The 25,923-nt window shown below is 68.2% G+C and carries 20 protein-coding genes and 1 pseudogene; 19 read left to right on the top strand and 2 right to left on the bottom strand.

Features of this window, described 5'->3' with window-relative positions; translation table 11 throughout:
• From NBRGI_RS28245 to pheT, 3 genes are all read left to right on the top strand, one after another.
• The coding region (locus NBRGI_RS28245; RefSeq protein WP_029900242.1) for an MFS transporter at window positions 1-1,121 on the top strand (1,121 nt) is incomplete at its 5' end.
• Window positions 1,122-1,359: 238 nt separating this feature from the next.
• Entirely contained in the window at window positions 1,360-2,421 is a 1,062-nt protein-coding gene (gene pheS / locus NBRGI_RS28240) for a phenylalanine--tRNA ligase subunit alpha (protein ID WP_029900241.1), read from the top strand.
• A gap of 49 nt (window positions 2,422-2,470) precedes the next feature.
• Window positions 2,471-4,975: a phenylalanine--tRNA ligase subunit beta gene (gene pheT / locus NBRGI_RS28235; protein WP_029900240.1), complete on the top strand. Its 2,505-nt coding sequence runs from the start codon at window positions 2,471-2,473 to the stop codon at window positions 4,973-4,975.
• A gap of 57 nt (window positions 4,976-5,032) precedes the next feature.
• Here pheT and NBRGI_RS28230 read toward each other — a convergent pair whose 3' ends face one another.
• The gene (locus NBRGI_RS28230; protein WP_148310973.1) at window positions 5,033-5,305 is read right to left on the bottom strand and encodes a hypothetical protein; all 273 of its coding nucleotides are present in this window, start codon (window positions 5,303-5,305) and stop codon (window positions 5,033-5,035) included.
• A 269-nt stretch (window positions 5,306-5,574) separates the two neighbouring features.
• Between NBRGI_RS28230 and NBRGI_RS28225 the strand changes: the two genes are divergently transcribed.
• The 11 genes from NBRGI_RS28225 (at window position 5,575) to ppc (ending at window position 18,146) form a co-directional block, all read left to right on the top strand.
• The gene (locus tag NBRGI_RS28225) at window positions 5,575-6,342 is read left to right on the top strand and encodes an alpha/beta hydrolase (RefSeq protein WP_029900238.1); all 768 of its coding nucleotides are present in this window, start codon (window positions 5,575-5,577) and stop codon (window positions 6,340-6,342) included.
• A gap of 50 nt (window positions 6,343-6,392) precedes the next feature.
• Window positions 6,393-6,902 (top strand): hypothetical protein, encoded by a 510-nt coding sequence (locus NBRGI_RS44335; RefSeq protein WP_029900237.1) that lies wholly within the window; start codon window positions 6,393-6,395, stop codon window positions 6,900-6,902.
• Window positions 6,903-6,956: 54 nt separating this feature from the next.
• Window positions 6,957-7,979, top strand: coding sequence for a hypothetical protein (locus NBRGI_RS28215; RefSeq protein WP_029900236.1), 1,023 nt, complete (start codon window positions 6,957-6,959; stop codon window positions 7,977-7,979).
• A 517-nt stretch (window positions 7,980-8,496) separates the two neighbouring features.
• Window positions 8,497-11,187 carry a sensor histidine kinase gene (locus tag NBRGI_RS44330; RefSeq protein WP_029900235.1) on the top strand — a complete coding sequence of 897 codons (2,691 nt, stop codon included), beginning with the start codon at window positions 8,497-8,499 and terminating at the stop codon, window positions 11,185-11,187.
• Entirely contained in the window at window positions 11,184-11,612 is a 429-nt protein-coding gene (locus tag NBRGI_RS28205) for a roadblock/LC7 domain-containing protein (RefSeq protein ID WP_014983446.1), read from the top strand. Before NBRGI_RS44330 ends, NBRGI_RS28205 begins: the two co-directional genes overlap by 4 nt.
• Before the next feature lie 35 nt (window positions 11,613-11,647).
• Window positions 11,648-12,052 carry a DUF742 domain-containing protein gene (locus NBRGI_RS28200; protein WP_014983447.1) on the top strand — a complete coding sequence of 135 codons (405 nt, stop codon included), beginning with the start codon at window positions 11,648-11,650 and terminating at the stop codon, window positions 12,050-12,052.
• A gap of 31 nt (window positions 12,053-12,083) precedes the next feature.
• The gene (locus tag NBRGI_RS28195; protein WP_014983448.1) at window positions 12,084-12,647 is read left to right on the top strand and encodes a GTP-binding protein; all 564 of its coding nucleotides are present in this window, start codon (window positions 12,084-12,086) and stop codon (window positions 12,645-12,647) included.
• Between the two features lie 207 nt (window positions 12,648-12,854).
• Window positions 12,855-13,391, top strand: a complete 537-nt coding sequence (locus NBRGI_RS28190; RefSeq protein ID WP_200882233.1) for a sugar O-acetyltransferase — start codon at window positions 12,855-12,857, stop codon at window positions 13,389-13,391.
• Window positions 13,392-13,428: 37 nt separating this feature from the next.
• Window positions 13,429-14,562 carry an AAA family ATPase gene (locus NBRGI_RS28185; RefSeq protein WP_029900232.1) on the top strand — a complete coding sequence of 378 codons (1,134 nt, stop codon included), beginning with the start codon at window positions 13,429-13,431 and terminating at the stop codon, window positions 14,560-14,562.
• A gap of 255 nt (window positions 14,563-14,817) precedes the next feature.
• Window positions 14,818-15,240 carry a VOC family protein gene (locus NBRGI_RS28175; RefSeq protein ID WP_029900231.1) on the top strand — a complete coding sequence of 141 codons (423 nt, stop codon included), beginning with the start codon at window positions 14,818-14,820 and terminating at the stop codon, window positions 15,238-15,240.
• Between the two features lie 134 nt (window positions 15,241-15,374).
• The gene (gene ppc, locus NBRGI_RS28170) at window positions 15,375-18,146 is read left to right on the top strand and encodes a phosphoenolpyruvate carboxylase (RefSeq protein WP_029900230.1); all 2,772 of its coding nucleotides are present in this window, start codon (window positions 15,375-15,377) and stop codon (window positions 18,144-18,146) included.
• A gap of 106 nt (window positions 18,147-18,252) precedes the next feature.
• Here the strand turns inward: ppc and NBRGI_RS28165 are convergent, their stop codons facing one another.
• Window positions 18,253-19,164 carry a LysR family transcriptional regulator gene (locus NBRGI_RS28165; RefSeq protein WP_029900229.1) on the bottom strand — a complete coding sequence of 304 codons (912 nt, stop codon included), beginning with the start codon at window positions 19,162-19,164 and terminating at the stop codon, window positions 18,253-18,255.
• A 71-nt stretch (window positions 19,165-19,235) separates the two neighbouring features.
• Between NBRGI_RS28165 and NBRGI_RS28160 the strand changes: the two genes are divergently transcribed.
• The 5 genes and pseudogenes from NBRGI_RS28160 to NBRGI_RS28140 all read left to right on the top strand — a co-directional run.
• A complete protein-coding gene (locus NBRGI_RS28160) occupies window positions 19,236-21,017 on the top strand; it encodes a gamma-glutamyltransferase family protein (protein ID WP_029900228.1) in 1,782 nt (593 codons plus the stop codon).
• Between the two features lie 160 nt (window positions 21,018-21,177).
• Complete coding sequence (locus tag NBRGI_RS28155) at window positions 21,178-22,812, top strand: ABC transporter substrate-binding protein (RefSeq protein ID WP_029900227.1); 1,635 nt, start codon at window positions 21,178-21,180, stop codon at window positions 22,810-22,812.
• Between the two features lie 186 nt (window positions 22,813-22,998).
• Window positions 22,999-24,630: an ABC transporter substrate-binding protein gene (locus tag NBRGI_RS28150; protein ID WP_029900226.1), complete on the top strand. Its 1,632-nt coding sequence runs from the start codon at window positions 22,999-23,001 to the stop codon at window positions 24,628-24,630.
• A 6-nt stretch (window positions 24,631-24,636) separates the two neighbouring features.
• On the top strand, window positions 24,637-25,593 hold the full coding sequence (locus tag NBRGI_RS28145) for an ABC transporter permease (protein ID WP_029900225.1): 957 nt from the start codon (window positions 24,637-24,639) through the stop codon (window positions 25,591-25,593).
• A pseudogene (locus NBRGI_RS28140) lies at window positions 25,590-25,923 on the top strand (ABC transporter permease); the annotation flags it as partial. The gene NBRGI_RS28145 and the pseudogene NBRGI_RS28140, both read left to right, overlap by 4 nt.

The raw sequence follows: 25,923 nt of genomic DNA, 5'->3' as shown, positions 1-25,923 counted from the left end.
TCGCGTCCGCGCTGTGTGCGCTGGCGACCGAACCGTGGATGCTGATCGCCGCCAGGGCGATTCAAGGATTCGGCGCGGCCGGCGTGATGCCGCTGTCGCTGACGCTGCTCACCGCGGCGGTGCCGGAACGCCTGCGCAATGCGGCCATCGGCATCTGGGGTGGGATCACGGGACTCGGCGTCGCGCTCGGCCCGCTGGTCGGCGGCGCCGTGGTGGAAGGACTGTCGTGGCAGTGGATCTTCTGGCTCAACGTACCGATCGGTCTGCTAGTGCTGCCGTTCGCGGCGCGCGTACTCGGGGAGTCGTTCGGCGGCGCCAGGCGGCTGGATCCGGTCGGGCTGCTGCTCTCGGCGGGTGGTGTGCTCGCGATCGTCTGGGGCGTGATCCACGGCTCCGACGACGGCTGGACCTCTGTGACGGTGCTCGGCGGGCTGATCGGCGGCGCGGTGCTGCTCGCCGCGTTGGTGGTGTGGGAACTGCGTACGCCCGAACCGATGATTCCGCTGCACCTGTTCGGCTCGCGCGCCTACGGGCTGAGCAACGCGACGAGTTTCGCCTTCTCCGCGGGCGTTTTCGGCTCGATCTTCCTGCTCGTCCAGTACTTCCAGGTGGTGCAGGGCTACAGTCCGCTGGAATCGGGCATTCGCACCATGCCCTGGACGATGGCGCCCATGGTGGTCGCCCCGCTCACGGGTCTGATCGTCGACCGGGTCGGTGCGCGCACCCTGCTGACCGCCGGTCAGGTGCTTCTGGCCGGGTCGCTGGTGTGGCTGGCCGCGATCTCCAGCGTCGACGTCGCATACCCGGCCTTCATCGCGCCGTTCCTGCTCGGCGGAATCGGGATGGGCCTGACCTTCGCGCCGAGCGCGACAGTGGTGATGGCCAGTGCCGGCCCGGACGACCGGGCGATCGCCTCGGGGACCAACAGCACGCTGCGCGAAGTCGGCATCGCCATCGGCATCGCGGTGCTCGCGTCCGTCTTCGCTTCGCACGGTTCATATCTCAGCCCGCAGGCCTACGTCGACGGGCTCATCCCGGCGGTCTGGGTGGGCGCGGCCATCGTGGCCGCGGGCGCGCTCTTCTCCGCCCTCCTGCCCGCCCGCATCACCCCAGTGCGCTGAACGCCGGATCCCTGGGAGCCGCTTCCCCCGTGTGCGTTGCCACACGGGGGAAGCGGCTCGCCCCTTTCGCCCTGCGCGGCTGCCGGGTGCTGCGGACCAGGAAGAACGGCGTTCGCGGCGGTAGCGGGGAATCCGCGTGAATCGGAACAGACGCATCCAATAGGATTCCACCAGCAGCAATGTGGGTAGGGAATGAGCCGTACTCGCGAACCGATCCCCAGGGGAGAGTCGAACCATCGTGGCCGACGACAACGACGCAGTCGAGCAGAACGCGACGCTGACCGAGGAGGCACTGGCCGCTGCGGCGGCGGCCGCCGAGAAGGCGTTCGCCGCTGCCGCCGACCTGGATGCGCTCGCGGTCGCGAAAACCGAGCATCTCGGCGGCAAGGCGCCGCTGGCGCTGGCACAACGCGCACTGGGCAGCATTCCGAAAGCCGAGAAGGCCGACGCGGGTAAGCGCGTCAATGTGGCCAGGGCCCGCGTCTCCGAGGCGTTCGAAGCGCGCCGCGCGACCCTGCTCGCCGAGCGGGACGCCGCGGTGCTGGTGGCCGAGGCGATCGACGTGACGCTGCCCGCCACCCGGCAGCCGGTCGGCGCCCGGCACCCGATCACCGTCATCTCCGAGCAGATCGCGGACGTGTTCGTCGCGATGGGCTGGGAGATCGCCGAGGGGCCCGAAGTGGAGACCGAGCACTTCAACTTCGACGCGCTCAACTTCCTGCCCGACCACCCGGCCCGCACCATGCAGGACACCTTCCACATCGCCCCCGAGGGGTCGCGCCAGGTGCTGCGCACGCACACCTCGCCGGTCCAGGTGCGCTCGATGCTGGCACGTGAACTGCCGATCTATGTGGTGTGCCCCGGCCGCACCTTCCGCACCGACGAGCTCGACGCCACGCACACCCCGGTCTTCTCCCAGGTGGAGGGGCTGGCGGTGGACAAGGGCCTGACCATGGCGCACCTGCGCGGCACCCTGGACGCGTTCGCCAGGGCGCTGTTCGGCCCGGACACCCGGACCCGGATGCGGCCCAACTACTTTCCGTTCACCGAGCCCTCCGCCGAGGTCGACGTCTGGTTCCCGGACAAGAAGGGCGGCGCGGGCTGGGTCGAGTGGGGCGGCTGCGGCATGGTGAACCCGAAGGTGCTGATCGCCAGCGGGATCGATCCCGAGGTGTACAGCGGGTTCGCGTTCGGCATGGGCCTGGAGCGCACGTTGCAGTTCCGCAACGGCATCCCGGACATGCGCGACATCGTCGAGGGCGACGTGCGCTTCACGCTGCCGTTCGGCGTGCGGTCCTGAGCCCCCACCGTCTTTTCCGGCCCCTTCGATCGAGAGAGCGAAACCTCAAGTGCGAGTAGCGCAGTCCTGGCTGACCGACATCATCCAGCGCACCGTCCCCGACTGGTCGGTGACGCCGGAGGAACTCGACGCGGGCTTCGTCCGGGTCGGGCTGGAGGTCGAGGAGCTCGACCAGCTCCGGCCCGTCACCGGCGACATCGACAAGCCGCTGGTCGTCGGCCGCGTCGCCGAGATCACCGAACTCACCGAGTTCAAGAAGCCGATCCGGTTCTGCAAGGTCGATGTCGGCAACCCGGACCTGCAGGAGATCGTCTGCGGCGCAACCAACTTCGCCGTCGGTGACCTGGTCGTCGTGGTGCTGCCGGGTGGTGTGCTGCCCGGCGGGTTCGCGATCTCCTCGCGTAAGACCTACGGGCACGTGTCCAACGGCATGATCTGCTCGGTCGCCGAACTCGGCATCGGCAAGGATCACGCCGGCATCCTGGTGCTCGAGCCGGGCACCGCCGAGCCGGGCACCGACGCGAATGTGCTGCTGGGACTGGACGATACGGTGATCGAACTCAACATCACCCCCGACCGTGGCTACTGCTTCTCGGTGCGCGGCCTGGCCAGGGAACTGGCCTGCGGCTTCGATCTCGACTACGCCGACCCGGCCGTGCGTACCCTGCCCGACGACGAGGCGGACGCCTGGCCGGTCCGGCTCGAACCCGAGTCGAAGTGCACTCGCTTCGCGGTCCGCCGGGTCACCGGCATCGACCCGAAGGCGGTGAGCCCCTGGTGGTTACAGCGCAGACTGCTGCTCGCGGGCGTGCGCCCGATCTCGCCCGCGGTCGACGTCACCAACTATGTGATGCTGGAACTCGGTCAGCCGCTGCACGCCTTCGACGGCGCAAAGCTGAACGGCGGCTTGGTGGTTCGGGCCGCGAACAAGGGGGAGACGCTGCGCACCCTCGACGAGGTGGAGCGCACCCTCGACGCCGAGGACGTGGTGATCGCCGACGATTCCGGCGTCGTCTCGCTGGCCGGCGTGATGGGCGGGGCGAGCACCGAGGTCGGCGCCGAGACCACCGATATCGTGCTGGAAGCCGCCACCTGGAATCCGCTGCTGGTCTACCGGACCTCGCGCCGGCACAAGCTGTCCTCCGAGGCCGGCAAGCGCTACGAGCGGGTGGTCGATCCGGAGATCAACGTCGCCGCGCTCGATCGGGCTGCCACGCTGCTCGCCGAAATCGCCGGTGGCACCGTCGAATCCGCGCTCACCGACGTGCGGGTCCCGGTGCCCGCCGCCGCGCCGATCCGGATGGACATCGATCTGGCCGACCGCGTCGCCGGGGTGGTCTACCCGACCGGCACCTCCGCGCGCCGGCTCGCCCAGATCGGCTGCACGGTCGAGGTCGGCGTGGACGAGTCCACCGGGCACGGCCAGCTGGTGGTCACCCCGCCGAGCTGGCGGCCCGACCTGGCCCAGCCCGCCGACCTGGTGGAGGAGGTGCTGCGGCTGGAGGGGCTCGAGCAGATCCCGTCGGTGCTGCCCACCGCGCCCGCCGGGCGTGGTTTCACCGCGACCCAGCGCCGCCGCCGTGCGGTGAGCCGGGCGCTGGCCTTCGCGGGCGCGGTCGAGGTACCCGCGCCGGTGTTCCTGGCCGCCGGTGTGTTCGACACCTGGGGGCTCGACGCCGACGATCCGCGCCGGGCGACCACCCGGGTGCTGAATCCGCTCGATGTCGAGCGTGCCGAGTTGGCCACCACGCTGCTGCCCGGCCTGCTGGAAGTGGCTGCCCGCAACATCTCTCGCGGCGCGCGCGACCTCGCCATCTATGGGATCGCCCAGGTGGTGCTGCCCGGCGACAACGTGCGTCCGGTCGAGGCGCTGCCGGTCGATCGCCGCCCCAGCGACGAGCAGATCGCCGAGCTGATCGACTCGTTGCCCGCGCAACCGGTGCATGTCGCCGCCGTGCTCACGGGTCGCCGCGAGCCGCGCGGGCCGTGGGGGCCGGGCCGGCCGGCCGAGGCCGCCGACGCGTTCGCGCTCGCCGATGCGGTGGCCGACGCGGCGGGCGTCACGATCGAGCGCCGCACCGCCGCGCACCTGCCGTGGCATCCGGGTCGCTGTGCCGAGCTGGTAGTGGACGGTGTGGTCGTCGGCCATGCCGGTGAACTGCACCCGGCGGTGCTGGAACGTTCCGGTCTGCCACCGCGCACGTGTGCCGTCGAGCTGGACCTCGACGCCCTGCCCCTGCGCGAACAGCGCCCGGCGCCGACGATCTCCCCGTTCCCCGCGGTGCTGCAGGACGTGTCGGTGAGCGTCGAGAAGGCCACCCCGGCCGCCTCGGTGGAGTCCGCGCTGCGTAGCGGCGGCGGCGAACTGCTCGAAGACATCGCGCTGTTCGACGTCTACGAGGGCGCTCAGGCGGGTGAGGGGCGTAAGTCGCTCACCTACGCCCTGCGTTTCCGTGCCACCGACCGCACGCTCACCGAGGACGAGGCGAGCGCCGCCCGCGACGCCGCGGTCGCCGCCGCGGCGGACGCGGTGGGCGCGGTGCTGCGCGGCTGATCCGCATACGACGACAGGCCCGCAAGCGCGCGCTTGCGGGCCTGTCGTGGGTCGGCGTCAGATGCCGCAGGCCTTGTCCAGCCCGGACATGGCGTCGTGGAAGGCCTGATCCTGGAGCACGGCGCCCAGCTCCGTGTCCGAGGCCGTGGCCACCCGGCGCATCTGCGCGACGGCAGGGTCGATCGCGGTCTTCACCGGGCCGTCGTCGGCTAGATCGCGCGTGCTCTCCAATTTGCTCGCGGCGGTGGAGAATACGCTGCGCACCTCATCCGCAGCCCCGGCGTCCTTGCTCTTGGCCCCGTTGATCCCGCTGTTCAACTCGGTAGCCATCTCGCGCACCGCCGTGCACGTCTGGGTGTCGTCGACCGCACCTGCCGGTCCGGCGGCGGTAAAGCCAGCGAGCGAGGTGACGAGCGTAGCTACCACGAGAACAGTTCTCCGCATTGACCTTTTCCCTTCCTCGATGAGCAAAACCTCCCACGGGTTACCCGATCCGCGCCCGGCAAACCAAGATCCCCGCCCGCGAGCGCATCGGCGCCGGTCCGGCTACCGGGCGGCCCGGGTGGCCGGCGGCCGGTAGCGAACGGTAAGAACTAGACATGCGACATCCGGCCAGTTCGATCTTGAATGCGTTGGCGTATCTGCCGGAGCGGCAGATCTTGCAGACACCGGCGATCCTCGGCATGACGTACACCGATCTCTCGATCGCCACCGCGGACGGCGAGACGCTGCACGGGTGGTGGCTGCCCGCGCCGAATTCGGTGGGGCACATCCTGTTCGCGCACGGGAACGGGGGCAACGTGGGGGATCGGGTGGCGCTGTTCGCGCTGCTCGTCGAGGCGGGGTTCGACGTGCTCACGTTCGACTACCGCGGATACGGCCGCAGCACCGGGCGGCCGACCGAGCACGGCACCTATCAGGACGCCCGCGCCGCGCGCCGGGTGCTGCTCGAACAGCCGGGTGTCGACCCGAATCGCGTACTCTACCTGGGTAAATCCTTGGGCGGCGGGGTGATGCTCGAACTCGCGCAGGCATATCCGCCCGCCGGGCTCATGTTGATGTCGACTTTCTCCGGCATGCGCGACGCCGCCCGCTCGATCTATCCGTTCCTGCCGCGCCCGCTGATCCCCGACGCGTATCCGAGTGAACGACGCATCCGCACGCTGCGCGTTCCGGTGCTGATCATGCACGGTGACCAGGACGAACTCCTGCCGCTGCGGCACGCCCAACGTCTCTATGCCGCGGCCCGCGAGCCCAAGCAGCTGAAAGTGTTCCCGGGCGCGGGACACAACGACCTGATTCTGGTGGGCGGGCGCGTGTGGTTCGAACTGGTCCGGGATTGGGCGCGAGCGGTCTTGCGGTCCTGACAGGGCCGCGACCCGACCGCTCGGCATTCGGCGCTGCGTAGCCTGGCGATATGACTGACAACAGCGAGATCCTGGCCCGGCTGACGGCGTTGCCCGATCGGGAGCTGATCGGCGTGCTGCTGGTCGCGACCGCGGAACGCCCCGGCTTCGAGGTGGTGCACGCGGCGCTGCTCGGGCTCGTCGGTGCGGGCGATTCGCCGCCTCTGCCCGATGTGACTCCTGCCACGCCCACGCTGCCGGTGCATGACGCGCCCACCATTCGCGACGTATCCGACCAGGTGGCGGGCACCTCGCCGGTACCCGCGGTACCGGTACCGCCGACCGGTATCACCGCACCGACTGAGACGGGTGGATATTCCTCCTCGGGTGTCCCTACTTGGGGGTCAGTTCGCGATAAAGTCGAGCAGCGCTTCGGCACCGCGCAGGGGATGGGCGAGCTGGACCAGCAGACCCCGGCGGGCCGCAGCGCCGACGAACAATGGGACGCGCGCGAGAAAGCCGCGCGTGAGCGCCTGGACCAGATTCGGAAGTCGTTGCGCGGCAACGACACCGAAACATAGGGGCCGTAATCTGGCCGGGCGCACCGTACTACGACTGTGATGGGTGGAACCCGGATGAGCGAGCCGCGTAAAATTTCGGAACGGCTACTCGATGCCCAGGTGGAATTCGTGCTCGCCGAGGTCAGTGGCGACCGTTTCGCCGAGGTGGTGGCCCGCGACGTCGAATCGGTGCTGAGTGTCGCAGACACCTTGATCTTCCGCGATATCGTCGAGGTCGAGCAGGCCAAGGCGACCGTCGCCACCATCATCGATCTGATCGGTGGCAGCCCGGTGATCGCCGACATGGTCGGGGTCTTCGCGGATTCGATCTACGACCACATCGCGAACAACAACGACTACACCCTGGGGCAGGTCGTCGATCGTGAGCCGGTCGAGGCGCTGCTGGAGAAGATCTTCGGGATGCACCAGGCCCAAGAGCGCATCCTGGATCGACTCACCGAATCTCCGCTGGTCGCCACGGTCGCGTCGAAGTTCGTCGACAAGCTGATCTCCGATTTCATGGAGGCCAACCGGCAGCTCGCGGGCAAGATTCCCGGCGTCTCCTCGCTGATCTCCATGGGGCAGTCGGCGGCCAAGACCGCCAAGAAGGCCACCGAGAGCACGTTCATCGGCGACATGGCGGGCAAGGGCGCGATGTTCGCCCTCAAGCGCACCAACAACGCGATCCGCGAAATGTTGCGCGACGCACCCGTACACGACGCCGCGATGGAGTTCTGGGACCTGCACGCCGACGAGCCGGTGAGCGGGCTGCGCGATTACCTGAGCCAGAAAGATCTCAACGAGCTGGTCCTGATCTGCTACGAAATCGCCGTCACCACAAGGGAAAAGGAATACTTCGGGCTGCTCGTGGACGAGTGCGTCGAGGTGTTCTTCACCAAGTACGGTGACTACACCCTCGCCGCGATGCTGCCCGAACTCGGTCTTTCCGGCGAGGACATCGCCACCGAGATCCTGCGCTATGGTCCTGCGGTCATCGAGGGCGCGAAACGAAACGGCGTGCTGGCCAAGTTGATTCGCGAGCGGCTCGAGCCGTTCTTCCGGTCCGACGAGGTGCTCGCCATCCTCGGCGAAGCATAACGAAGTATATGGTTTGTAAGCTGAACTGAAACTCCGGCACTAACTAGCTGAACAGTTGCTGTCGGTTGGCGGATCGCTTTCCCGAGCCGCGGACAGGTGCGTCGGCACGATCGAATCAGCCCGTTCCCCAAGGGCTTCGAGCGGTCGTGCCGACATGGTTTTCGGGCTCGACGGTGCGATGTTCGCCGCAGGTGCGGCCGAATGTCCTGACCAGCACCGTATGTCGGCGGGGTCGCTTCGGGGTGGCCACAAACTGGCCAGTTGGTAGCCCTCGGGTGCGCTGCGGTTGAAAAGTATGAACAAAGCCCGGGTCGGCGCGTCCTCGAGTTGACGCGGCACCGGGCATATGGGATTTTGCTCGGAGACTTTCCGTGCGCTCGTCGTGGAGCTGTCACGGCTGGCTTTTCGGAGGAGTAGCAGGTTGGTGCGTCTACGTCTACGGCAACAAAAGCCCGGGGACACACCGGATTTCCAACCTGCGGTTGCCTCTGGCGAGAATCCGTCGGCGAACAGCAGAATGTCGGGAATCGTCCGGCCGCGCACGATCGGCGGTCAGCTGTCCCGAATTCTCGCGCTGTCGCTGATATTGGTGCTCGCGTTGCTCGGTGTCACCGTCTACGGCCAGATTTCGGACTACCGCGAAGCCAACGACACGGTGAAGTCCGTCGAGTTGGCGCTGAGCGTCCAGGACCTGACCAATCAGATCCAGCGCGAACTCGGGCTCAGCAACGGTCTGCTCGGCGGCGAGAACCGCCTGCAGCAGCCGCTGCTCGACCAGCGCGGCAAGGTCGACGCCACGCTCAGCCAGTTGACCGAGGCCGCCTCGGGCGACGCGCCCGGCGCCGATCAGGTGCGCGCCGCGCTCGGTCAGCTGAACCTGCTGGCGAACACCCGCGTGCAGATCGACACGCGCCGGGTCAGCAGGCAGGTGGTGTTCCAGTTCTATACCGACGCCGTCGCCGCGCTGAACCGCCTGGCCCTCGGCCTGGACCAGGCGCGTGACCCGCAGATCCAGCGCGGTCTGCAGGCGCTGTACGCGCTGGGTGAGGCCAAGGCCGAGCTCGACAAGGAGCGCGGCTTCCTCAACGGCGTCTTCGTCGCCGGCCGGTTCAACGGCGGGGAATATGTGCAGTTCATGGAGATCCGGTCGAGCAAGTTGAACGGCTTGGCCGCCTTCTCCCGCTACGCGACCAAAGGCCAGCAGGCCAAACTGGACGCCGCGCTGCTGAGCGACAACGCCACCAAGGCCGAACAGGCCGAGAACATCGCGATCGCCTCCAGCGACGGACCGCTGGTCCGCGAGGTCGACCCGATGGCCTGGTGGACCCAGATGTCCGGGGCGCTCGAGGACCAGGGCAATGTGCAGCAGGCGGTGGGCGCGGACGTGCAGGCCCGCGCCGACGACCTGCGCGGCGCCGCGTTGCTCAACCTGATCGGCTTCCTCGTCGGCGCGGCCATCGCCATCGTCGCGATGATCGTGCTGGTGATCACCTCGGTGCGCGCCATCGTGCGCCCGCTCGCCGCGCTGGCCGGTGAGGCCGACGACGTGGCCTCGCGCCGCCTGCCCCAGGTCATCGACGCGTGGTCGCACACCGAAGAGGGGCGTCCGGAAGCGCCTGCCGCAGTGCAGGTTCCGGCCGGCTCCAGTATCGAGATCGCGGCCGTGGCCGGCGCCCTCGACCGGGTGCAGACCACCGCCTTCGAGCTCGCCTCGCAGCAGGCGCTGGTGCGCCGCAACACCACCGAGTCGATGGCCAACCTGGCCCGGCGCAATCAGAACCTGGTGCGCCGCCAACTCGCCCTGATCAGCGAGTTCGAGCGCGAGGAACTCGACCCGAAGGGTCTGTCCAACCTGTTCGAGCTGGACCACCTGGCCACCCGCATGCGCCGCAACGCCGAAAGCCTGCTGGTGCTCGTCGGCGAGGCCAGCCCGCGCCGGTGGGCGCAGCCGATCGCGCTGAGCGACGTCATCCGCGCCGGCCTGTCCGAGGTCGACGACTACCGCCGCGTGGTGCTGCGCCGGGTGGACGATGTGCTCATCGCCGGGTCCGTGGTGAGCGAGCTGGCGCATATGCTCGCCGAGCTGATCGAGAACGGGCTCGCCTTCTCCCCACCGGATCTCGAGGTCGAGATCTACGGGCGCCGGGTGCCGCAGGGCTACCTGCTGGCCGTGGTCGACCACGGTATCGGGATGCCCGCCGACCAGCTGGCGCAGTCCAATGCGAGGCTGCGCGGCGAGCAGGACTTCATCGTCGCGCCGACCAGGTACCTCGGCCACTACGTGGTCGGCCGCCTGGCCGAACGCCTCGGCATCGCGGTCGAACTCAACGTCTCGCCGGTCAGCGGTATCGTCGCGCGGCTTGCCTTGCCACTGGAAATCCTTGCGCAGGAACAAGATCAGCGCGCGGGCGTGCGCGGCAAGATCTCCGGCACCGGCGTCGAACCGTCCTGGGGTTCGGACGCGGAGCTGCACGCGGCGGCCACCCCGGAGCTCGATCCCTTGCACAACGGCCCTGCGCTGCAGGGCAATTCGGCCCCGAACTCGCGGACGCCGAGCCTGCCCGGCCCGGCGCACGCCCTGCCGAACGTCTCGTCCGCCCCGCAGCAGAACGGCACGGGCCGCCCGCCGAGCGAGCATCGGTATCCGGCGGACTCCGCGCATTACGGTGACGAACTGCCCACCGAGCGGACCGGCCGGCACGAGCCCGTGCGGTACGACACGAGCACCAACATGCCCGCGGTGCCGTCCGGACCGACCTCCGCGTATTCCCATTTCGTTTCTCCGCAACCGGAATTCGCGCCGGAGACGGCCACCGACACCGGAACCATGTGGCGGATCTTCGAATCCGGGGACGCGCCGGTGGAGGCCCCGGTAACATCTGTTGCGCCACCGACCGGGCCGGTTCCGCGCACCACGCGCAACGGACTTGTCAAGCGCAACAAGAAGTCTCGCTCCGCGGGCACGGCACCGGGAACCGAGCCGCGGCGGGACGCGGGCGGCACCCCGCCACGCCACGATCATGCGCCGGTCACCGAGCGCTCGCCCGAGGAGACCCGAAACATGTTGTCGTCGTTCCGGGCCGGTCACGAGCGCGGCGCCCCGCCCGCGCCGTCTACGACGCGGCCGTATGTCGGTGCGCGCGACCATGACACCCGCGCCGAGGATCCGGCGCCGTCCGCCCCGTCCATCGCAGAGGAGAACCGGTGACCACCCATTTACCGAGCGCCGACCCGCACACATTCAACTGGATGCTCGCCAACTTCGTTCGGGAGACCGACGGTGTGCGCGACACCGTGGCGGTGTCCTCGGATGGTCTGCTCATCGCGATGTCCGACGGTCTGGACCGCACCTCGGCCGACCGGCTCGCCGCCATGGTGTCCGGCCTGGCCAGCCTCGCCAAGAGCGCTTCGCGCAGTTATTCGTTCGACGGGCTCAAACTGATCATGATCGAGATGAAGCGCGGGTTCCTGCTCGTCTCGGCCATGGGTGACGGCAGCTGCCTCGGCGTCATCGCCGACGGCAACTGCGATATCGGTCTGGTCGGCTACGAAATGGCTGTGCTTGCCGAACGCGCCGGGTCGCTCCTTGATCCGGCGTTGATTTCCGAGTTGCGAGAGACGTTACGAAGATGAGAGATCCTGACCGGCCGCGGTTGCCGGACCCGCGGATGATCCCGATGAACCGAATGTTCGGATGGTTCGATCCGGATCGACCCGGCCAGCCCGCTCCGGCTGAAGAAGTTGTCGACAGTGATGAACAGTTCGTGCGTCCCTTTGTCGTCACGGCGGGGCGCACGACGCCGTTGGTAGACGGTCTGCGGATCGAAACACTGGTGCAGGCACCGCCTTCGGCGCTGTCGGCCCCCTTGCAATTCGAGCAGCGCACCGTGGTGCAGCTGTGCCAGCAGCCGCACTCCATCGCAGAGATCGGTACCGCGCTGCGTGTTCCGGTCGGTGTCGCGAAGGTCGTCGTGAGCGACCTCGCCGCCGCGGGCTACGTCACGGTGCGCGAGTCCGATCAACTGTCCACCGCTGCCATCGAGAGGATCAGAGATCTTGTACGGGCACTCTGACGTGAGCCCCCCGCCGCCGTCGGGTCCAACTATGCCGTCGTCGGTGAAAATCGTGATCAGCGGTGGATTCGGCGTCGGTAAGACAACTTTCATCGGGGCGATCTCCGAGATCGAGCCGCTGGTCACCGAGGCCGCGATGACCGAGGTGTCGGTCGGCGTGGACGATCCGGGCCGGCGCGCGGACAAGACCCAGACCACGGTCGCGCTCGACTTCGGCCGAATCACGTTGGACCGCTCCCTGATTCTCTACCTGTTCGGCACCCCGGGGCAGGATCGCTTCGTCTTCCTGTGGGACGACCTGGTCGACGGCGCGCTCGGCGCGGTCATCGTGGTCGACACCGGACGAGTCGACGACTGCTACCCGGTGCTGGACTACTTCGAGGAGAAGCAGACTCCGTTCGTGGTGGTGGTCAACCGTTTCGACAACGGCACCCACTTCGACCTCGCCGAGGTGCGCGAGGCGCTCGAGCTCGAGGACTGGATCCCGGTGCTGGAATGCGATGCGCGCGACCGCGAGTCGGTCAAAGAGGTGCTGGTCGCCCTGCTGGAACAGGTCCTGTTCCACCGGCTGTCCGTCCAGGGCATGCCCGCCTGATTCCCGCCCGTTGTGGTGCGGGGTTCACAGACCGTCCGCACGGTTCACAGGGGTTACAACCCCTGTGAACCGTGCGGACGGTCTGTGAACCCAACCTATCTGTCGCTTGGTCCGCACTCCGGCACCATCTCGCGCCCCTTCTGACCACACGCACCGCCTTCCGCGGCGTTCGCTACGGTGGGGCGGGTGGGTGTGGAGAAGGAGCGGATGCTCCGCGGGGAGTTGTACCGGGACAGCGATCCAGAGTTGGTCGCCGAGCGGCGGCGCGCGCAGGGGTTGTGTGACGAGTTCAATCGCACCGGCGCGGAGGAGACCGCCAGGCGCGACACGCTCTTGCACGAACTGCTCGGCAAGCTGGGGGAGGGGTCGTGGATCATGCCCCGGTTCCAGTGCGACTACGGGTATCTCATCGAGATCGGGGCGAACAGCTTCCTGAATTACGATGCGATCCTGCTGGATTGCGCGCCGATCAGCATCGGCGACGATGTGTCGATCGGGCCGCGATGCCAGTTGCTGACCGCGTTGCACCCGCTGACAGATCACGAATTGCGCAGGCAGCGTTGGGAATCGGCGGCGCCGATCCGGATCGGGAACAATGTGTGGTTCGGTGGCGGCGTGATCGTGTGTCCGGGCGTCACGGTGGGCGACGAGACGGTGGTCGGCGCGGGCAGCGTGGTCACCAGGGACCTGCCGTCACGGGTGTTCGCCGCCGGTAACCCGGCCCGGGTGATCCGGGAGTTGTAGCCGGTCGGCTGTCGTAGCGCATCGTTAGCCTGGGGGCATGTTGCAGACCCTGGCTATCGAGAACTACCGGTCGCTGCGGCAGGTGATCATGCCGCTGGGGCGGCTGAACGTGGTGACGGGGGCCAACGGCAGCGGCAAGTCGAGCCTGTACCGCACGTTGCGGCTGCTGGCGGACTTCGCCAGGAACGGGGCGATCGCCGCGCTGGCCAAAGAAGGCGGGGTGGCCTCGACGCTGTGGGCCGGGCAGGGCGGGGACAGCACGAGCAAACCGGATACGGCCGGGGTGCGGGTCGGCTTCGCGGGGGCGGACTTCGGCTACGCGGCCGAACTGGGCACGCCGGCGCCCGACGGCACCTCGATGTTCAACCTCGACCCGGAGATCAAGGCGGAAGCGGTCTGGGCGGGGCCGGTACTACGGCCGTCGACGCTGTTGGCGCAGCGCGGCGGCCCGGTGACGCAACTGCGCGACGACGACGGCGGGTGGGCCATGGTGCCGCATACCCTGCAGCCGTTCGACAGCATGCTCAGCGAACTGGCGGATCCGCAGCGGGCGCCGGATCTGCTGGTGCTGCGCGAACGGATCCGGTCCTGGCGTTTCTACGACCACCTGCGCACCGACGCGGCCGCGCCCGCCCGCACGCCGCAGGTCGGCACCAGGACCACCGTGCTCGCCCACGACGGCGCCGACCTCGCGGCGGCACTGCAGACCATCCGCGAGATCGGCGACGCCGACGGGTTGGCGCGCGCCGTGGACCGCGCGTTTCCGGGGAGCAGGATCGCCATCAGCGACCGGGACGGGCGATTCGAGCTGGCGCTGCACCAGCGCGGACTCGTCCGTCCGCTGGCCGGCGCCGAACTCTCCGACGGCACACTGCGCTATCTGCTCTTGGTCGCGGCGCTGCTGAGCCCACGCCCACCGGAACTGCTGGTGCTGAACGAGCCCGAGACCAGCCTGCATCCCGAATTGCTCGACCCACTGGCCGAACTCATCGCCACGGTCGCCGAGCAGACGCAGGTCGTGGTGGTCACGCACGCGCAGCCGCTGGTGCGGGCCTTGGCGCGTGGCGCCGCCGATCCGCACACCGTGGAGCTGGTCAAAGAGCACGGCGCGACCACCATCGCGGGCCAAGGCCGCCTGGATCAACCGCCTTGGTATTGGCCGAAGCGGTAGCGGCCTATTCGGCGCCGGCCAGGGCCGGTCCACCGCTGACGAACAGTCCGATGGCGACGACGACCACACCGATGACGACGGCAACGGCGAACTTACGCATCACAGGCCTCCTGGGCTGCACGGGTCATTACAGCTGCTTATTCGGTTCCGCGGCCCGTCCGGATCGGTGGTGATCGACGACACTGTGCGCTTCGATGAATTCGGCACGGCCCCGCCGTCAGTACACTCGACCCACCTATCGAGGAGAACACACAGATGAGCAACGGCAAAGATCTCGCACTCACCCACGTCGCGCTGCTGGTCGGCGATCAGGACAAGGCGCTGGAGTTCTATCGCGACGTGCTCGGACTCGAGCTGCGCCAGGATCTGCCGTTCCCCGGCGGCCGCTGGCTCACGGTCGGCCCCGCCGGCCAGCCGGGCCTGGAATTCCTGCTCGAGGTGCCGTCGATGAACCCGGATCCGGCTGCCCGGGACGCGATGCAGGCCCGGCTCGCCAACGGTGCGGCGGGCATGTTGATCTTCACCACCGAGGCGGTCGACGAGACCTTCGCCCGGCTGCGGGACGCGGGCGTCGAGGTCACCCAGGACCCGATCACCCAGCCGTACGGGATGCGGGACTGCGGTTTCCGCGACCCGTGGGGCAACAATCTGCGGTTCTCCCAGGTCCTGGCCGGATAGCTGCGAAACTCGGTGGCCCCCTTGGTGTCTCGGGGGCCGACCGGGCCGCCCCCCTCGCGGGACGGCGACGGCGGGGGATCGGGTGTGGGATCCGTCGCATACCACCGTCGCGGCTGCGGCAATACTGTTTGATCATGGGCGAATCGACGAGCGAGGCACAGCAGGACGCGATCCGGCCGCTGCGCGACGATATCCGGTTTCTCGGCGGCGTCCTCGGTGACACCATCCGTGATCACGAGGGCCCCGAGGTGTTCGACCTGATCGAGCGGGTGCGGATCGAGGCGTTCCGGGTGCGGCGCGCCGAGGTCGACCGCAGCGCGGTCGCGGAGATGCTCGACGGCGTCGACATCGCGGTCGCGCTCCCGCTGATCCGCGCGTTCAGCTATTTCGTGCTGCTGGCCAATCTGGCCGAGGACATCCAGCGCGATCGGCGCCGCACCGCGCACGAGGCGGCCGGTGAACCGCCGCAGGATTCGTCGCTGGCCGCCACCTATCGCAAGCTCGATGCCGCGGCGCTCGACGGTGCCGAGGTGGCCGATCTGCTGGCCGACGCGCTGGTGTCGCCGGTGATCACCGCGCACCCCACCGAGACCCGCCGCCGCACCGTCTTCGACGCGCAGACCAGGATCACCGAGCTGATGCGGCTGCGGCAGCGCTACACCGAAACCGAGCGGCAGCGTGCCGATTTCGAACAGCAGATCCGCCGCCAGGTGCTCAGCCTGTGGCGCACCGCGCTGATCAGGTTGGCCCGCTTGCGGATTCAGGACGAGATCTCGGTGGGCCTGCGCTACTACGACATCACCCTGTTCGACGTGATCCCCGCGATCAACGCCGAGGTGCGGGCGGCGCTGCGGTCCCGCTGGCCCGGGGTGGAACTGCTCCCGCGCCCGATCCTGCGGCCGGGCTCATGGATCGGCGGCGACCGGGACGGAAACCCTTTCGTCACCGCCGATGTGGTGCGCCAGGCCGGGCAGCAGGCGGCCACGGTGGCGTTCTCGCGCTACCTGCGCGACCTGGTCGAGCTGGAGAAGGTGCTGGCGCTCTCGGCGCGGCTGGTGCCGGTGACGCCGGCGGTCGCCGCCTTGGCCGAGGCGGGTTATCCGGAACCTGCCACGCACGCCGACGAACCGTATCGTCGTGCGCTGCACCGTATCCGGGGACGATTGACCGCCACGGCGGTGCAGGCGCTCGGGGAGGTACCGCCGGACGGTCTCGATGTCGGCGCCGAGCCGTATCGCGCCCCGCAGGACGTGCTGGACGATCTCGATGCCATCGACGCCTCGCTGCGGGCCAGCGGTGACGACCTGCTCGCCGACCACCGGCTGGCCGCGCTGCGGCATGCGATCGAGACCTTCGGTTTCCACCTGCAAGGGCTGGACATGCGGCAGAACTCGGAGATCCACGAGCAGGTGGTGGCCGAGCTGCTGGCCTGGGCCGGGGTGCACGCCGACTATGCCAGCCTGTCCGAACCCGACCGGGTGGAACTACTGGCCGCGGAGCTGCGGACCAGGCGCCCGCTGCTGGGTCCGCATGCCAGGCTCAGCGAGCTGGCCCGCAAGGAAATCGATATCGTCTGTGCCGCACGGGATGTGGTGAGTACCTTCGGTGCCGAGGCGGTGCCCAACTACATCATCAGCATGTGCACCTCGGTCAGCGACATGCTGGAGGCGGCGCTGCTGCTGAAGGAGGGCGGACTGCTCGATCCGGGCGAGCCCGACGGGCCGCCGAGCTGTTCGGTGGGCATCGTCCCGCTGTTCGAGACGATCGAGGACCTCGGTGCCGGGGCGGCGACACTGTCTGCGGCGCTGGATGTTCCGGTGTACCGCGACCTGGTCGCCGCGCGCGGGATGCGCCAGGAGGTGATGCTCGGCTACTCCGATTCCAACAAGGACGGCGGGTATCTGGCCGCCAACTGGGCGCTGTACCGGGCCGAACTCGAGCTGGTGGAGGTGGCGCGCAAGTTCGGTATCCGGTTGCGGCTCTTCCACGGTCGCGGCGGCACGGTGGGCCGCGGCGGCGGCCGCAGCTACGACGCCATCCTCGCCCAGCCCGCCGGCGCGGTGCGCGGTGCACTGCGGCTCACCGAGCAGGGTGAGGTGATCGCGGCCAAATACGCCGAACCCGGTGCGGCACACCGCAACCTGGAGTCGTTGATCGCGGGCACGCTGGAATCGACGCTGCTCGACGTGGAAGGCCTCGGCCCGGACGCGGAGCCCTCCTACGAACTCATGGACGAACTCGCCGAGCGCGCCCGGGCCGCCTACGCCCGGCTGGTGCACGAGACCCCGGGATTCGTCGAATACTTCCGCCAGTCCACTCCGGTCGCCGAGGTCGGCGATCTGAACATCGGCAGCAGACCCGCCTCGCGCAAGCCGACGAACTCGGTCGCGGATCTGCGCGCCATCCCGTGGGTGATGTCCTGGAGCCAGGCCAGGGTGATGCTGCCCGGCTGGTACGGCACCGGCACCGCGCTGGAGGAATGGATCGGTGACGATCCCGAGCGCCTCGCGAGCCTCACCGACCTGTACGAGCGCTGGCCGTTCTTCCGCACCGTGCTGTCGAATCTGGCGCAGGTGCTGGCCAAGAGCGATCTCGACATCGCGGCCCGCTACGCCGAACTGGTGGACGATGTCGCGTTGCGCGAGCAGATCTTCGGGATGATCAAGGACGAGCACGCCCGGACCATCCGCATGCACGCCGCGGTCACCGGCAACGACCACCTGCTCGCGGACAACCCGTCGCTGGCCGAATCGATCCACAACCGCTTCCCGTACCTGGAGCCGCTGAACCAGATGCAGGTCCAGCTGCTGCGCAGGCTCCGCGCCGGCGACGACTCCGAGTTGGTGAAGCGTGGCATCCTGCTGACCATGAACGGCCTGGCCACCGCGCTGCGCAACTCGGGCTAGACACCTGCCGCGCACGTTTCACCGTCCCGCGCGCGTGTCCGGCGAAAGAAACGTGCGCGGGACGCCAACTTATGCGCGCGTCTGAACTGCCGGCGGCGGGACGGGCTCAGGCGGGCGATTCGGTGGGGGACCGCACGGCCGCGGCTTGGGTGAGGGTGGTCTCGACGAAGGCTTGGGCTGCCGCGGTGAGCGGGCCGCTGCGGTAGACCAGCCACTGGGGCAGCTGTTCGGGCGGGGAGAAACGGTAGACCGCGGCGCCGGCCCGGCAGGCCAGGTCGTGCCACCCGTCGGGCATGAGTCCGGCGCCGATCCCGCGCAGCACCATCGGCAGCACCACGCTGCGATCGCTCACCTCGGCGGCGATGCGCAGATCGCCGACGGTCGCGGCCAACCGGTCGAAACGGGCGCGGACCGCGGTGGCCGGCGGCGGCAGCACGAAGCTCATGCCGCGCAGATCTTTCGGCGCCACGGTGCCGTCCGTGCCGATCTCGGTGCCCGGCGGCGCGACGAGCAGGAACTGTTCGTCGCGCAGGTGATGGGCCACCAAACCCTGTCCGGCGGGTCGTTCCGCGCTGCCGCACACGCCCGCCTCGCAGCGTCCGCGCAACACCATGGCGACCACCTCGGCGGCGGACAGCGCGGACCAGGTTCCGACCGTCACCCCGGGGTGATGCTCGCGCAGCGCGGCTATGGTGCCGATCACCGGCTCCAAAGTCGAGGATGAGGTGGCCGCCACATCCACCCGGCCGACGACACCAGCGCCGACGGCCTGGGCGGCGGCGCGCAGCGCGTCCAGATCACGCAGCACCTGCCGCGCGCGGTCGACCATCAGCTGGCCCGCGTTGCTCAGCACGGCGTTGCGGCCGACCCGGTGGAACAGCGGTACTTCCAGCTCGCGCTCGAGCTTGCCGATGGCCCGCGACAGCGACGGCTGGGCTACCCGTAGTGCCCGTGCGGCGTGCGTGAATCCACCGTGCTCGACGATCGCGACGAAGTACTCGAGCTGCTGGCGTTCCATAACCATAGGCTATCGGTTTGGTGCAATAGATGTCTTGGACGTAACCAAGATCGTCGGGTGATACTCATCAGGTGTTCACCACGCGACCGACCCTGCAGGGCACCTTCGGGATGGTGTCGTCCACCCACTGGCTCGCCTCCGCCGCCGCCATGGCGGTGCTCGAGGACGACGGCAACGCTTTCGACGCCGCGGTCGCCGCGGGTTTCGTGTTGCATGTGGTCGAGCCGCATCTGAACGGCCCGGCCGGTGAGGTGCCGATCATCCTCGCGCCCGCCGGTCTGCCGCCGCGGGTGCTCTGCGGTCAGGGCCCGGCGCCCGCCGCCGCGACGATCGCGCGCTACAACGCTCTCGGTCTCGATCTGGTGCCTGGCACCGGCCCGCTGGCCGCCGCCGTGCCCGGCGCGTTCGACGCCTGGATGCTGCTGCTGCGCGACCACGGCACCAAGCGGCTGTCCGAGGTGCTGTCGTTCGCGATCTGGAACGCCGAGCGCGGCCACCCGGCGGTCGAGCGGGTCGGCGAGACCGTCTCGACGGTCGCCGAACTGTTCGAGAACGAGTGGACCACCTCCGCCGAGCTCTACCTGCGCGACGGCAAACCGCCCGCCGCGGGCGCATTGCTGCGCAACCCGGTGCTGGCCGCCACCTGGCGCCGCCTGATCGCCGAGGCCGAGGCGGCGAGCAGCGACCGGGAAGGCCAGATCGAGGCCGCGCGCAAGATCTGGCGCGAGGGATTCATCGCGGAGGCCTTGGTCGCGGCCAGCGACCGCCCGACCATGGACACCTCGGGCGAGCGGCACGTCGGCACCCTGACCGGTGACGACCTCGCGAACTTCACTGCGTCGTACGAGAATCCGGTGACCTACACCTGGAATGGCTGGACCGTGGCCAAGCCGGGACTGTGGAGCCAGGGTCCGGTGTTCCTGCAGCAGTTGGCATTGCTGCCGAACCGGCTCGACTACGGCACGCCGGAGTACTACCACACTCTCATCGAAGGCTCGAAACTGGCGATGGCCGATCGAGAGGCGTGGTACGGGGACAGCGCACAGGTGTCGATGTCGACACTGCTTTCTCCTTGGTACAACGCACAACGCAGTGCGCTGATCGGGCCGCAGGCCTCCTTCGAGCTGCGTCCCGGCAGCCCGGACGGCCTGCGGCCCCGACTCAGCGGCTATGTCCAGACGAATTCCGTTGGCGCGACCGAGGTTCCGCTCGGCGCGGGCGAACCGACGGTCGCTACCACCGGCGCCACCAAGGGCGACACCTGTCAGGTCGATATCGTCGACCGCTGGGGCAACATGATCGCGGCGACCCCGAGCGGTGGCTGGTTGCAGTCCAATCCCGTTGTGCCCGAACTGGGTTTTCCGCTCGGCACCCGACTACAGATGTCCTGGCTGGAGCCGGGACTACCGAATTCGCTGCAGCCGGGCCGTCGTCCGCGTACCACGCTCAGCCCCTCGATGGCGTTGCGCGACGGGGAAGCCGTGATGGCGTTCGGTACGCCGGGCGGCGATCAGCAGGATCAGTGGAGCGTGCATTTCTTCCTGTCGGTCGTGCTGCGTGAGCGCGTGCGCGGCGGGCTGGATCTGCAGGGCGCGATCGACGCGCCGAACTGGCATCAGGAAAGCTTCCCCGGGTCGTTCTATCCCCGCGCGATGAGCCCAGGCGCGGTGTTCGTCGAGTCGCGGATGGACCCGGAGGTGATCGCCGACCTGGAACGTCGCGGTCATCAGGTCAACGTGGGACCGCCGTGGTCGGAGGGCCGGTTGTGCGCGGTGGCCCGCGATCCCGAGGCCGGGGTCCTTTCCGCGGGCGCCAATCCGCGCGGCATGCAGGGCTACGCCGCGGGCCGATAACTCAACACGTCATGAAAATAGCGGTCCGGCACAGCCGGACCGCTATTTTTCGTGCCATTCTTTCGCCCGCACGGTTTCCCGCCGCTACCGCCGGGAGAACAATGTACGAAAAGGAATGGTGGGTGCGAAAAATTCGGCGTATTGAAGTATCTTGTAGCGCATGCTCGCTCGCTTCACACGGATGATCGTGCTCGGCGTCACCGCCGCCGCGCTCGCTTCCTGCGCACCGGTACAGCACCCCGCTGGAACCGCAACGCATACAGACGATTTCGGCACGCCCGTGGGTACGCAGCAGGTCCGCGACGGCGGTGCCCTGGTGATGGGCCTGTCCAACGAACCCGACAAGCTCGACCCGACCACCTCCAGTTCCCTCTACACCCGCTATGTCATGAGCTCGATCTGCGAGAAGCTCTACGACAACGACTCGGCCGGCAAGCTGGTGCCGCAGCTGGCGACCGCGCTGCCGACCATCTCCGAGGACGGCCTCACCGTCACCATCCCGGTGCGCACCGGCATCCAATTCGCCGACGGCACACCGTTCGACGCCGCCGCCGTGCAGACCAGCCTGCAGCGGCACCAGACGATGAAAACCTCGCAGCGAGCCAGCGAAATGGGGCCGATCGCGGCCATCGAGGTGGCCGATCCGGCGCACGTGGTGGTCAAGTTCAAGAAGCCGTTCGCGCCGTTCACCGCGGCGCTGGCCGACCGCGCGGGCATGATCATGTCGCCCGCCGCGCTGGCCAAGGACGAGGGCAAGAACTTCGCCGATCACCCGGTCTGCGTCGGGCCGTTCAAGTTCGTGAAGCGGGTGCCGCAGACCTCCATCGAGGTGGTCCGCGACCCGCTGTACTACGACGCGAAGAAGGTGCGCCTGGACAAGGTCACCTACCGGATCATCACCGACGCCAATATTCGTGCGGCGAACCTGCGTTCGGGCGATATCCAGGTCGCCGACACGATCTCGCCGCAAGATGTGGACGCGCTGGCCAAGGACCCGGATCTGCGGCTGCTGCAATCGGGTTCGCTCGGTTTCTACGGCGCCTACATCAATATCGGCAACGTCGACGGTGTGGGTAAGCCGACCAAGCAGATCGAGACCCCGATCGCGAAGGATCCGCGGATCCGGCAGGCATTCTCGCTGGCCACCGACCGGAAGACGCTGGTGGACACCGTCTTCAACAACTGGTTCGAACCGGCCTGCTCGGGCATCGTGCCGGGCAGCACCTACGCGACCGAGGCCGGGATCGCCTGCCCTGCCTACGATCCGGCGCGGGCCAAGCAGCTGCTGACCGAGGCCGGCGTGCAGCTGCCGTACACGGTGACCATGCAGGTCACCAACACCCCGGATCAGCTGCGCTATGCGCAGGCCTGGCAGGCGAGCCTGGCCGAGGGCGGATTCGATCTGAAGATCGTGCCCACCGAATACGCGACCCTGCTCGACGTCCAGAAGCGCGGTACCTACGAGATCCTGTACCTGGGTTGGTCGGGCCGGCTCGACCCGGACGCGAACATCACGAAATTCCTCACCACCGGCTCGAACGGCAATTACGCCGGATACAGCAATCCCGAGCTGGACGAGTTGTTCGGAAAGGCCGCGCGCAGTACCGATCCCGCGCAGCGCGCCGAGCTGTACGGCAAGACGACCGCGCTGATCCAGCAGGACAACCCGTACGTCTACACCTACCGCATCCGCGTGCTGACGGTGCATTCGAAGCAGGTGACGGGCATCGAGGCGTACCAGGACGGCGTGGTGCGGCTGGGCAAGGCCGCCTTCGTCGCGGGCGGGAAAAGCTGAACAGTCGAATCGGGGGACGCTAGCTTCACCTGTTTCAGGAATAGCGGTCCGGCAAACGCCGGATCGCTGTTTTCCGTACCATTCTTTTCGGCTCGGCCGATTTCATCCGATGACCATAATGAGAACAATGTACAAAAAGGAATAGAGGGTGAGAAAAGTGCAACAAGGTGAAGTATCTTGTAGCGCATGCTCGCTCGCTTCACACGGATGGCGATCCTCGGCGTGGTAGCCGTCGCGCTCGCGTCCTGTGCATCGCCGCAACCCGTCACCCCGACCGTCACGCACGTCGACGATTACGGCACGCCGGTCGGCTCGCAGCCGGTCCGCGAGGGTGGCGACCTCATCATGGGTCTGTCGAACGATCCGGACAAGCTCGATCCCACCACGTCCAGCTCGCTCTACATGCGCTACGTGATGAGCACGATCTGCGAGAAGCTCTACGACAACGATTCTTCCGGAAATCTGGTGCCGCAGTTGGCGACCGCGCTGCCGACCATCTCCCCGGACGGATTGTCGGTGACCATTCCGGTGCGCACCGGCATCGAATTCGCCGACGGCACACCGTTCAACGCTGCGGCGGTGAAGACCAGCCTGGAGCGCCACCTCACGATGCCGGGTTCGCAGCGCACCGGTGAGATGGGCCCGATCAGCGAGATCGACACCGAGGACTCCTCGCACGTGGTGATCCGGTATCACCAGCCGTTCGCGCCGATCACCGCCGCGCTCGCCGACCGCGCGGGCATGATCATGTCGCCCACCGCGCTGAAGGAGGCGGGCAACAACTTCGGTGACAACCCGGTGTGCGTCGGGCCGTTCAAGTTCGTCAAGCGGGTACCGCAGACTTCGATCGCCGTCACCCGCGACCCGCTGTACTACGACGCGAAGAACGTGCACTTCGACAGCATCACCTACCGGATCATGCCGGATGCCAAGATGCGCGCGCAGAGCCTGCGCGCCGGTGACATCCAAGTCGCCGACACGATGTCGCCCGACGATATCGACGCCCTGTCGAAGATGCCGCAGTTGCGGGTGCTGCAATCGGGATCGTTCGGTTTCCAAGGGCTCTACATCAACATCGGCAATGTCGACGGCGCGGGCAAGCCGGTCAAACAGATCAACACCCCGATCGCGCGCGATGCCAAGGTGCGGCAGGCGCTTTCGCTGAGCATCGACCGGGAAGCGCTGGTCGACAAGGCCTTCCACAACTGGTACGAGCCCGCGTGTACCCCGATCGCGCCGCGCACCTCCTACGCCACCAAGGCGAGCACGGTATGCCCGACCTTCGATCCGCAGCGTTCGCGGGAGCTGCTCGCCGAAGCGGGCGTGCAGATTCCGTATCCGGTGACGATGCAGGTGATGAACGTCGCCGATCAGCTCGAGTACGCACAGGAGATGCGGAAGGTCGTCGCGGAGGGCGGCTTCGACCTCAAACTCGTGCCCGCCGAATACTCCAGCATGCTGGACGCCCAGAAGAAGGGCACCTACGAGATCCTCTATCTCGGCTGGTCGGGCCGACTCGACCCGGACGGCAACACTTCTCGCTTCCTGACCACCGGTTCGTCCGGTAACTACAGCGGATTCAACTCCTCGACCCTGGACGATCTGCTCGGCTGGGCCGCGCACAGCACCAGCGCCGCGCAACGCGGCGCGCTGTACGAGCAGGCGGTACGGCTCATCCAGCGGGAGAACCCCTATATCTACACCTACCGTCTGCGTAACCTCACCGTGCACTCGACCTGGGTGACCGGCATCGAGGTATACGCCGACGGCACGGTGCGGCTTGGCAAGGCCGCATACGTCGCTGATCGGAAGGGCTGAAAACCCATGCTGCAGTATGTGTTCCATCGGCTATGGCAGTCCGCCGTCACGCTGGTGCTCGCCTCGATGGTGGTCTTCGCCGGCGTGCGGGCGCTGCCCGGCGACCCGGCCACCACGATGGCGGGCGAGGACGCCAATCCGGAGGCCATCGCCGCGGTTCGCGCCGATCTCGGCTTGGACAAATCGGTGTTCGTGCAATACATCGAGTTCGTGAAGCATTCGGCCACCGGTGATTTCGGACGCTCGATCCGCACCGGCACCCCGGTGCGCGACATGATCGGCACCACCCTGCCGGTGACCTTCCAGCTGGCCGTCTACGCGATGCTCATCGCGGTGCTGGCCGGCGTGATCGGCGGCGTGATCGCCGCGGTGTATCGCGGGCGCTGGCCGGAGTGGGCCGCCAACGGCTTCTCCCTGGTCGCGCTGTCGGTGCCCACCTTCTGGGTCGGCATCCTCGCCGTGCTGTACCTCTCGGTGCAGCTGAACTGGTTCCCGGCCTCGGGATACGTGTCCCCACTGGAACATCCGCTGCGCGGCATCTACTTCTTGACCCTGCCCGCGCTGATCCTGGGCCTCGCGCACGCGGCGGTGGTGCAGCGCCAGACCCGCTCGTCCATGGTGGAGACGCTCACCGCCGACTTCGTGCGTACGGCGCGAGCCAAGGGCCTGGGCCGCGGCGCGGTGATCTTCCGCTTCGGTCTGCGCAACAGCCTGATCGTGGTGACCACCATCGTCGGCTTGCAGCTCGGCGGACTCATCGCGGGCGCGGTGGTCACCGAACGCATCTTCAGCCTGCCCGGCATGGGCAAGCTCACCCTCGACTCGGTGTTCACCCGCGACTACCCGGTGATCCAGGCGGTCGTGCTGGTCATCGCCGCCGCCTACATCGTGATCAATCTGCTGGTCGACGTGCTGTACACGGTGATCGACCCCCGCGTTCGAGTGTCCGGGAGGGCGCAATGACAGTCACCGAACCCCGCCCCACCGTCACCGACACCGGGCCCGCGCCCGCCGTGGCGACACCGCCGCTGACCGCGGTGCGCGGGCGCGTGCTGCGCCAGCTGTGGGGCAACCCGCTCGGCATGGTCGGGGCGGTGCTGCTGCTGATCGTGATCTTCGTCGGCGTGTTCGCGCCGCTGCTCGCCCCGTACTCGCCCGCCGAGGTGCACTTCTCGACCCCGTTCCAGCAGCCCGGCACCGTCGGATTCGCCTTGGGCACTGACGATCTCGGCCGCGACATCCTGTCCCGCGTGCTCTACGGCACCCGCGCCTCGCTCGAGGTCGGCGTGCTCT

The sequence above is a fragment of the Nocardia brasiliensis IFM 10847 genome (genome assembly GCF_000710915.1).
Classification (GTDB): Bacteria; Actinomycetota; Actinomycetes; order Mycobacteriales; family Mycobacteriaceae; genus Nocardia; species Nocardia brasiliensis_A.
This window is presented reverse-complemented; position numbering and strand designations above follow the sequence as displayed.

What these genes read in the sequence shown, in the direction of transcription:
- NBRGI_RS28230 (WP_148310973.1), bottom strand. Translation starts at nt 5,305, where the DNA reads ATGGCTACCGAGTTGAACAGCGGGATCAACGGGGCCAAGAGCAAGGAC.
- NBRGI_RS28225 (WP_029900238.1), top strand. Translation starts at nt 5,575, where the DNA reads ATGCGACATCCGGCCAGTTCGATCTTGAATGCGTTGGCGTATCTGCCG.
- NBRGI_RS44335 (WP_029900237.1), top strand. Translation starts at nt 6,393, where the DNA reads ATGACTGACAACAGCGAGATCCTGGCCCGGCTGACGGCGTTGCCCGAT.
- NBRGI_RS28215 (WP_029900236.1), top strand. Translation starts at nt 6,957, where the DNA reads ATGAGCGAGCCGCGTAAAATTTCGGAACGGCTACTCGATGCCCAGGTG.
- NBRGI_RS44330 (WP_029900235.1), top strand. Translation starts at nt 8,497, where the DNA reads ATGTCGGGAATCGTCCGGCCGCGCACGATCGGCGGTCAGCTGTCCCGA.
- NBRGI_RS28200 (WP_014983447.1), top strand. Translation starts at nt 11,648, where the DNA reads ATGATCCCGATGAACCGAATGTTCGGATGGTTCGATCCGGATCGACCC.
- NBRGI_RS28195 (WP_014983448.1), top strand. Translation starts at nt 12,084, where the DNA reads ATGCCGTCGTCGGTGAAAATCGTGATCAGCGGTGGATTCGGCGTCGGT.
- NBRGI_RS28190 (WP_200882233.1), top strand. Translation starts at nt 12,855, where the DNA reads ATGCTCCGCGGGGAGTTGTACCGGGACAGCGATCCAGAGTTGGTCGCC.
- NBRGI_RS28185 (WP_029900232.1), top strand. Translation starts at nt 13,429, where the DNA reads ATGTTGCAGACCCTGGCTATCGAGAACTACCGGTCGCTGCGGCAGGTG.
- NBRGI_RS28175 (WP_029900231.1), top strand. Translation starts at nt 14,818, where the DNA reads ATGAGCAACGGCAAAGATCTCGCACTCACCCACGTCGCGCTGCTGGTC.
- ppc (WP_029900230.1), top strand. Translation starts at nt 15,375, where the DNA reads ATGGGCGAATCGACGAGCGAGGCACAGCAGGACGCGATCCGGCCGCTG.
- NBRGI_RS28165 (WP_029900229.1), bottom strand. Translation starts at nt 19,164, where the DNA reads ATGGAACGCCAGCAGCTCGAGTACTTCGTCGCGATCGTCGAGCACGGT.
- NBRGI_RS28155 (WP_029900227.1), top strand. Translation starts at nt 21,178, where the DNA reads ATGCTCGCTCGCTTCACACGGATGATCGTGCTCGGCGTCACCGCCGCC.
- NBRGI_RS28150 (WP_029900226.1), top strand. Translation starts at nt 22,999, where the DNA reads ATGCTCGCTCGCTTCACACGGATGGCGATCCTCGGCGTGGTAGCCGTC.
- NBRGI_RS28145 (WP_029900225.1), top strand. Translation starts at nt 24,637, where the DNA reads ATGCTGCAGTATGTGTTCCATCGGCTATGGCAGTCCGCCGTCACGCTG.